Annotated in this window: 7 protein-coding genes; all 7 read right to left on the reverse strand. The window is 54.3% G+C overall.

What is annotated here, in order from left to right:
* Positions 1-1,214 (reverse strand): Ig-like domain-containing protein (locus Q7U71_00115; protein ID MDO9390165.1); only part of this gene is annotated, 1,214 nt, incomplete at its 3' end.
* A gap of 29 nt (positions 1,215-1,243) precedes the next feature.
* The gene (locus tag Q7U71_00120) at positions 1,244-1,699 is read right to left on the reverse strand and encodes a hypothetical protein (protein MDO9390166.1); all 456 of its coding nucleotides are present in this window, start codon (positions 1,697-1,699) and stop codon (positions 1,244-1,246) included.
* Positions 1,700-1,802: 103 nt separating this feature from the next.
* The gene (locus tag Q7U71_00125; protein MDO9390167.1) at positions 1,803-2,741 is read right to left on the reverse strand and encodes a sensor domain-containing diguanylate cyclase; all 939 of its coding nucleotides are present in this window, start codon (positions 2,739-2,741) and stop codon (positions 1,803-1,805) included.
* On the reverse strand, positions 2,741-3,637 hold the full coding sequence (locus Q7U71_00130; GenBank protein MDO9390168.1) for a phosphate butyryltransferase: 897 nt from the start codon (positions 3,635-3,637) through the stop codon (positions 2,741-2,743). The genes Q7U71_00125 and Q7U71_00130 overlap by 1 nt, the downstream gene beginning before the upstream one ends.
* 101 nt (positions 3,638-3,738) lie before the next feature.
* On the reverse strand, positions 3,739-4,809 hold the full coding sequence (gene buk, locus Q7U71_00135; protein ID MDO9390169.1) for a butyrate kinase: 1,071 nt from the start codon (positions 4,807-4,809) through the stop codon (positions 3,739-3,741).
* Positions 4,810-4,857: 48 nt separating this feature from the next.
* Entirely contained in the window at positions 4,858-5,226 is a 369-nt protein-coding gene (locus tag Q7U71_00140; GenBank protein ID MDO9390170.1) for a hypothetical protein, read from the reverse strand.
* A 132-nt stretch (positions 5,227-5,358) separates the two neighbouring features.
* On the reverse strand, positions 5,359-5,724 hold the full coding sequence (locus Q7U71_00145; GenBank protein MDO9390171.1) for a DUF4180 domain-containing protein: 366 nt from the start codon (positions 5,722-5,724) through the stop codon (positions 5,359-5,361).
* Positions 5,725-5,832 lie beyond the last annotated feature (108 nt).

A 5,832-nucleotide genomic window follows, 5' to 3' on the forward strand; every position in this document is an offset into this window, starting at 1 on the left:
TTCCATTTGGCTATCCGGTTTACAGTAACGCCTCCAGCTGTGGTAAACCCTCCTCCGGCATATACATCATTTCCATTTACAGCTACAGTATAAACAACGCCAGACATTCCTGAACCCAAGGCTGACCAACTGGTGCCGTTCCATTTGGCTATACTGTTTACAGAGACACCCCCGGCTGTGGCAAAAGTACCTCCAGCATATACATCATTTCCATTTACAGCTACAGTATAAACACTGGCAGACATTCCTGAACCCAGGGCCGACCAGCTGGTGCCGTTCCATTTGGCTATCCGGTTTACAGTAACGCCTCCAGCTGTGGTAAACCCTCCTCCGGCGTATACGTTAGTGCCGATGATTGCCAGGCAGTTGACCTTTCCGTTCATTCCGCTGCCCAACGCAGTCCAATTAGCGCCATTCCACTTGGCCACGTAATTTGCACTAGCTCCGCCTGCTGTTGTAAATTCTCCTCCTATATACACATTGTTCAAACTATCCCTAACCATTGCATAAATAGTATTATTAATGCCCGTCGTCCCAAACCGGTCTTCCCAATATGGATCAGTGGGAGCAAACGTGGTAAAAGCGATGACATTTCGCCCCGACAGAAGATGTCCAAATAGATCTGCCGCATATGTGATATTTACCGTTTCAACCGTCTCGTTATAAAAATCCGCATGCGTAATACGTAATGTGTCATGGCCTGTATTCCAGATCCCGACCACACCACCGGGATCGGGCAATAAAATGAACGAAAAGCTGGTAGTATCTATGGGCGTCGAAAAGACAATCAATATCTGCGCATCCGGAGGTGCGACATTTATCGCCCCACTGTCGGGGTAACTGTATGTTATCACCGGCGGAAGGGTGTTGACATCAAAAGAATGATAGCCCGATGAAGGCTCCACTGTAGTAGCTCCCACATTATCCCATGCCTGGAGGTAATACTCAATCTGGCCGCTGTCGATGGCAGGTATCCAAAAGCTGAATGTTTCTCCTTCTATCTCGCCAGCGCCAAGGCTCGACCATGTCCCACTGTTCACCCGGTAATACAGGCTTTCGGCAGCAACGGACTTCCCTCCTTTTTTTTCTAAGTCTTTTATAATCGCCTGCACCAGATATGGTCGTCCTATGGTCTGCGGGCTCGTAGGCTTGGTTTTCAGTATGATGAGAGGAATAGTATCATAAACTAACACTATAGGATCAGCAAAGCACATCGTGTTGTTACCGTACCACGGAGAATTTTCTACATATTCAGACTCCGAGCTGTCGTAATTAACAAAAAAACCGATATAATAATTGCTGCTATTTTTTTAAAAAGGCTCGATACCGTATCCAAATCTACGCTCAAAGTCAGGGTATCATATCGTCGCACCCCAGCTAACATAGTTATTGTTTGGGAACCTATGAGATAGTCATTTGCCGTTATTGAATTGTCCAAAGATAAAAACCAGCCTACTTTAAATGTATGAGAAAGTATGTATAGCACATTTGTTTCCATAGTCACACCATTAGTAACACTTAAAAGATGCGAAGTGCTATCAAATGAATAATACGAAGGGAGATCGGGATAAAGATCCATATAATAAACTGGTTTACCTCCGTTCCCGCTCAGGTAAGTTTGGCAAAGGCCTATGTTTGCCATGAATGAAAGCACTACGATCACAGCAAGAAGGCAGGCACCTGTTTTTGGCTTGTTCATTTTATGGCCCTTCAATGTGGCAATTTGATGGCAATGAAATTTTGTTCTATCTTATTATCAACGGTATATCCACCGTACCCCCTTGTTTAACAACCTTGTCAGGCTAAGAAACAAACACCGCGTTCCGGCCGCCCTGCTTGGCCCGGTACAGGGCCTTGTCCGCCCGGTCTATCAGGCTGTCCAGGGTTTCATCCCGGTTCATCTCGGCCACCCCCATGCTGATGGTGACGTTTAGCGGCCACAGTTTTTCCTGATGGATCAGCCTCCACCTTTCTATTGATGTCCTTAAGCGGTCGGCGATCTCCACAGCGATCTCGGCCTTGGTCTGGGGCAGCATGATCAGGAATTCCTCGCCCCCGTAGCGGGCCACCCGGTCGTATTCCCGGATCCCGGCCTGCAGCTGCCGGGAGACACCTTTGAGGACCTCATCGCCCACCGGATGCCCGTACTTGTCATTGATGTGCTTGAAATAATCCAGGTCGCAGAAGACCAAAGACAGGGGCAATCCCAAACGTTTTGATTTCTTCAGCTCCAGGTCCAGCTCCATCTCTATCTTGCGCCGGTTCAGCAGTTCGGTCAGGGGATCGATGGCCGCCAGTTTGGAAAGCAGTTCCGAGGCCTTGGCCTCCTCCTCATAGATGCTGGCGTCCCGGAATATCTGGACAGCCCCCAACCGCTCCCCCGCAGGACCGCTGATAGGCGACGAGACCACATCCACCGGCACCCGGCGCCCGTCCTTGTGCTTCAGGTAGACCCTGGTCTGGGCGGTGGACTGTCCGCCGTTGACCGCCCGGCTTAAGGGGCAAAGCGGTCCGCACATGCTCCGGCCCTCGGCATCGATGTGGCAAAGCAGATCGTCGGAACAGCGCAAAGTGATCACTTCTTCCGGCTGGTAACCGGAGATGCTCTGGGCCCCTTTGTTCCAGTAGGTGATTCGCTTCTCATTGTCCACAAAATAAACGCCGTCATAGGTCTGGTCCAGGATGGCCTTGTAAATGTCGCAGGGCAGGCCGCTGGCATTGTCCTCCGCCTGTTTGGCCATCAGCAGCTGACCACTCCCAGGGCGATGGAGTTGATCTTTTGCTGTTTGGAATCTGCCCGGGAGAGCATCACCACCGGCTTGGCCGCCCCGGCGATGATCCCGGCCGCCTGGGCCCCGCCCAAATAGATCAGCCCCTTGACCAGCATGTTTCCCGAGGCGATATCGGGGGTCAGGAAGATGTCGGCCTCTCCGGCCACCTGGCTCTTGATCTTTTTGTGGGCGGCGGCCTCGGCCGAGACCGCCAGGTCCAGGGCCAGCGGCCCGTCAATGAGACAGCCCTTGATCTGCCCCCGGTCGTTCATCTTGGAAAGATGGGTGGCGTCTATGGTGTCCTGCATTTCCGGGTTGAGCACTTCTATGGCGGCCAGCACGGCCACCTTGGGCTTTTCCACTCCCAGCTTTTGCGAGATCTCCACCGCGTTGTTGATGATGTCCACCTTGGCCATCAGGTCGGGCTTGACGTTCATCCCGCCGTCTGAAACCAGGATCAGTTTGGGGTAAGCGGACGATTCCATCACCGCCACGTGGGACAGCAAGCGCCCGGTGCGCAGGCCCACTTCCTTGTCCAGCACGGCTTTTAGGAAGGTGGAGGTGGCCACCAGGCCCTTCATCAGAAAATCGGCCTTGCCGCTGGAGACCGCTGCTACCGCAGCTTTTGAGGCCTCGGCCATATCCTTGATGTCGTGGATCTCCCAGCCCTTGATGTCCACGCCCGCCTTCTGGGCGGCTTCTTCTATCGCCTTTTTGTCTCCGAACAGGATCGGGGTGGCGATCTTTTCCTTGGCCGCGTCGCTCAAAGCCTCAAGGACCACCTCGTCCTGGGCCACCGCCACCGCAACTTTTTTGGGCCCTTTGGCCTTGGCCTCTTTCATCAGGTCGGAAAATGATTTGATCATGTATGCTCCTGTAATTCTATTATCCGGGCGATTCATGAATCGCCCCTACATTATTGTTCATCAAACACCCCTCTCCTGCCAGGGGAGGGGATGGGGAGGGGTTACCTGTACTCCCTGGCCTGCTCCTCGCCCTTCAGTATCCTCATCCCGGCCTCGGCCAGGGCAGTCATCTCATCCTCCCCGGGGTAGACCTTGACCGGGGCGATCCAGGAGACCCGTTCCTTGATCCACTCCACGAATTCCGGGAAGTAGGCAAAAGAACCCGTCAGCACGATGGCGTCCACCTTGCCGTTGACCACCGTGGCCATTTCGCCGATGGTCTTGGCGTTCTGGTAGGCCATGGCCTGGATGATCAATATTGTCTTGGCGTCCCCGGCCTTGACCTTGTCCTCCATCTCCCGGCCGTCGTTGGTGCCCAGGTGCGAAACGCAGCCGCCCTTGCCGGCCAGCTTCTTGTTCATTTCATCAATGGTGTATTTGCCGGAGAAGCACATCTTGACCAGGTCGCCGGTGGGCAGGGCTCCGGCCCGCTCCGGGGCGAACGGCCCGTCGCCGTTGAGCGCGTTGTTGACGTCAACCACCTTCCCCTTTTCGTGAATTCCGACGGAGATCCCTCCGCCCAGGTGCACCACTATCAGGTTCAGCTCCTCGTATTTCTTCCCCATGTCCCTGGCCGCCCGGCGGGCCACCGCCTTCTGGTTGAGGGCGTGGAAGATGCTGACCCGGGGCAGTTCCGGCAGGCCGGAGTAGCGGGCCAGGGGATTCAGTTCGTCCACCACCACCGGGTCCACGATGTACGACTTGATCCCGGCGTCCCGGGCCAGGTCGTCGGCTATCAGGCAGCCCAGGTTGGAGGCGTGGTCTCCGCCGGTGCCGGCCTTGATGTAGTCCAGCATGGCCTGGTTGACCGCGTAGGTGCCCGAGGGGATCGGCTTGAACAGACCGCCCCGCCCGATGATGGCGCTAAGGTCCTTGATGTTGATCCCGCCCTTGGCCAGGGCATCCTCGATCACCTGCTTGCGGAAATCGAACTGGTCGGTGATCCGCTTGAAGGGGGCCAGCTCCTCGGCGGAGTGGCGCAGGGTGTCTTTGAATATGGCTTTGTCGTCCTCGTACACCGCTATCTTGGTGGAGGTGGAGCCGGGGTTGATGGCCAGGACTTTGAAGGGCACAGGCGGTTCCTCCGTTTTCTTTTTATTTGTCTGTTGATTAATATTTGTTCAACCCATCAGCCACTTTTCCGCTTCGGCCTGGTCATCGAACACCATCAGCATGGACCCCCGGTTCTGGCCCACCGTTTCTACCAGATGGTGCTCCTTTTTCTTGGGGTCATCTTTCCTGATCAGCACCGCCACCTTTACCGAACCCGGAGAATAATTGCTTTGGGCCCGGGCAAAGTTGAACTCTTCCATGATTGAGGTCATTAGTTCGATCTTCCTCATGTCCACCATCACCCGGGGCGTGGCCTTGTCCCGCACCAGCTTCATGGCCTCCTCCCGGCCGTTCCAGAGGTCGTTCCGGTCGACTGTCCCGGAATGATTGACCATTGCCAGGTTCCTTGCCTCGTCGTATTTTATTTCATAGGCCATGAATGCGCCCCCATAACCTTGTTTTCTATGTCCTTATGTATGATCCTGACTATCCCTTTTCCTGGTCAATGACTATCTCGTGGGGCATCATGCACATCCTGGTTGTATGGTAAAACTGTGTTGTATGTTTACCTAACCTGCCCGGTTCCAGAGATTCAACGCTTCATCCTGTGAAGCTGCAAATACTATACGGCCGTTCTTGTTGCTCTCGCGGATGAAATCCCTGAGGGTATCTCCCGGATACTTGGAAAAATCCCCGATCACCGCCAGGCTGACCCCGTAATTCATGAATTTCTGCAACAACTCTCCGGCAAAACCTGTCCTTAACCGGAAGAAATCCGGATTGACCTGATGGTCCTGTAGAATTATTTTGCCGCTGTCTGCATTGGCCATCAGGTCCAGACCGTCCTGCACCTTGTCGATGACCATTCCATCAGACTCTATCAGGGCATATTCCATTCCCCGCACGGTGCACTTTTTAACATTGAAGGTGCTCAATACTCCCGCGCTTTCTCCTCGCCCTTAAGAACCCGGAGCGCCCCGGCCGCCAGGGCAGGCATTTCGTCCTCTCCGGGATAGACGAAATACTTCGGCGTGATGAAGGCC

This window comes from bacterium (genome assembly GCA_030655055.1).
Taxonomy (GTDB): Bacteria; Edwardsbacteria; AC1; order AC1; family EtOH8; genus UBA5202.